Genomic DNA, 2,521 nt, shown 5'->3' on the forward strand with positions numbered 1-2,521 from the left:
CCGAGCATGCTCACGAGTTGTCCGCTCCACAGGACAAGGAACGACCCCATCCCGCGGTACTGCTCGAGGATCTGCCTCATGCCTTACCGCTGTATCGCGCGACCAGTTCGGCGTCCCGCTCCCTGCTCAGGCCAATGCGCAGTTCGTCGGCGTCGCGTGCGCGCGCCCACTCCAGGGTGTCCCGCACGGTGTCCGCCAGCGGCCGCGTGCTCAATCCGGCGCTCACCGCTCGCGAGGCGTCTACCTGGAAGAAGCCACGCATGTTGAGATCGGCGGGCGGGAGCCACAACGGAAGGTCCAGCCACGGTCGCACCTCCTCCGCGGCCATCTGCTCCTCGGTCAACTGCACGGGTTGCAGTTCTACACCGGCGGCGTCCGCGATGACCCGAGCGAGACAAGCGAACGGCGTGTAGTCAGCAGCCGCGTTGTAGACCCCGTTATCGCGGCTCGCTCCCAGCTGGACCATCCACACGGCCAAGTCACGGGCATCGATGCACTGGACGGCGGCGTCTAAGTCAGGCGGAACGACGTGCTGCCCCGCCTCACTGAGCCGCAGCACCCAGTACGTCAAACGGTCTGACGGGTCGTGGGGCCCGACGACGACGGTCGGTCGGACGATTGTCCGACTCGCGAAGAGGTCGGTCACGCGTGCCTCGCACAGCGCCTTGAGCGGGCCGTAAGACGCTCCGTCGACCTCGGTCGGGGCAGGATCGTCGAGCTGGCCGAGGGGTGCTTCCTCCGTCGTACCGGAACGGCGGAAATCGGCGTAGGCCGAGACGCTGGAGACGAAGACGTAGTGCCCGCACCGGCCCACCAGGTGGTCAGCGGTGCGGTCGACCTGATCGGGGTGAAACGCCGACAGATCAAAGACCACATCCCACGTGCGACCGTCAAGGGCGGAGACATCACCGTCGCGGTCACCCCGCAAACGTTCGAGCGAACCGAACACCTCCGGCTGCGTGATTCCTCGGTTGAACAGCGTCACATTCCAACCCGCCGCCACGAGCGCCTCGACGAGGTGAACCCCCAGAAACTCAGTCCCCCCCAAGACCAATGCCCTCTTCTGCGACATGCGTCGACACTCTACCGGGCCTATCGGCGTTCGGCCCCCGAGCTGTGTCGACCGCCAGCCTCCGCGATGACCTCATCAGCTCGCAGGTCCGTGATCGCGGGAGTCGGCCGATGACCTGGTGGCGGGACGTGCCTGGCCGCAGGTGGTTGATCTTGTGCCATGAATCCTGGGCGGGGGAGGAGGCGGGCTCGTCGTTACCGCACCATCCGCGCGTCCGTGATCAGCGGCGCATCCGGGTCTTCCAGTTCGACCCCGTCGAACCGGAAGTCGTTGCGCTGATAGAAGGCGATCGCCCGCGCGTTCTGCGACGCGACCCACAACATCGCCGGCCTCCCGCCGAGCACCGCGTCCAGCAGCGCCTGCCCCGCACCCACCCCGTGGTGCGCGGCCAACGTGTAGATCGAGTACAGCTGCAGGTCGCGCGGCGGGGCCTCGCCGTTCACCCCCTCCGCCGGGCCGGCGAGCGCGAACCCGAGGATCGAGTCACCGCTCACCGCGATCCTCGCCGTGACGTCGCCGCGAGGGTTCGCCACCAGCTCCGCCCACATCCGGTGACGCCCCGCGATGTGCGCCGGGGAGAGATAGCCCTCGGGAAGCAGATCACCGTACGCCTCGCGCCACGTCGCGACATGCAGTTCGGCAAGCGTATCCGCCTCCTCCGGCCGCGGCGCGCGGATGAGGAAGGCCATCCGCTTATCGTGCCAGAAGAGGCGGCCGGGCCTACCACCAGGCGGTGTGGGGGAGCGCTGCACGGTCGCCGGCCAGGGCGACCGTACCCGCTCGTCTCCGGCCGTACCGCAACGACGCGAGTGCCCGCTGCCGCACGCACGCGCCCTGAATAAGAACGAGGGCGGATCGTGAGAGGTCGGTCTCCTCGGGATCCGCGCCGCCCCCGCGGGCGACACCGCGAGGTCATGCCCGACTCGCCACCCCTCGGCGATTTGTTTTGAGCTATTCAAAATAGTACTCTGGAGACATGGCGACGGACACGGCGGGCATCGACACCGCATTGCGCGGAGCGGGCCTGCGGGCCACCGCCGGTCGTGCCGCTGTCTGGGATGCGCTCGGCTCCGGGTCGCACCTGTCGGCTGACCAGGTGTTCCGGTTGGTAACCACCCACCTGCCGAAGACCTCGATCCAGTCGGTGCACAACGTGCTCACCGACCTGACAGATGCAGGCCTCATCCGTCGCATCGAACCGGCCGGCTCCCCGGCACGGTACGAGCGACGGGTGGGCGACAACCACCACCACGTCGTGTGCACCGCCTGCGGCGCGGTCGGTGACGTCGACTGTTCCGTCGGACACACGCCGTGCCTGACGCCATCGTCCACGCAGGGGTTCCAGATCCAATCCGCGGAAGTCACCTATTGGGGCCTCTGCCCCGCCTGCCAGGCGAACACTGGGCCCTAACCTCCGAACTCCCACCCCACCCACCCCCCCGAGCCCGC

General features: G+C 68.2%; 3 protein-coding genes. 1 reads left to right on the forward strand and 2 read right to left on the reverse strand.

Translation table 11 applies throughout. The features are described 5' to 3' along the window. Positions 1 to 76: 76 nt before the first annotated feature. On the reverse strand, positions 77 to 1,072 hold the full coding sequence (locus tag ACK5KK_RS12250) for an NAD-dependent epimerase/dehydratase family protein (RefSeq protein WP_416890365.1): 996 nt from the start codon (positions 1,070 to 1,072) through the stop codon (positions 77 to 79). 194 nt (positions 1,073 to 1,266) lie between these two features. Next, entirely contained in the window at positions 1,267 to 1,761 is a 495-nt protein-coding gene (locus tag ACK5KK_RS12255; protein WP_416890366.1) for a GNAT family N-acetyltransferase, read from the reverse strand. A 287-nt stretch (positions 1,762 to 2,048) separates the two neighbouring features. Between ACK5KK_RS12255 and ACK5KK_RS12260 the strand changes: the two genes are divergently transcribed. After that, entirely contained in the window at positions 2,049 to 2,483 is a 435-nt protein-coding gene (locus ACK5KK_RS12260) for a Fur family transcriptional regulator (RefSeq protein ID WP_416890367.1), read from the forward strand. The last annotated feature ends 38 nt before the right edge of the window (positions 2,484 to 2,521 follow it).

It is taken from the genome of Microbacterium sp. (assembly GCF_047972865.1).
Taxonomy (GTDB): Bacteria; Actinomycetota; Actinomycetes; order Actinomycetales; family Microbacteriaceae; genus Microbacterium.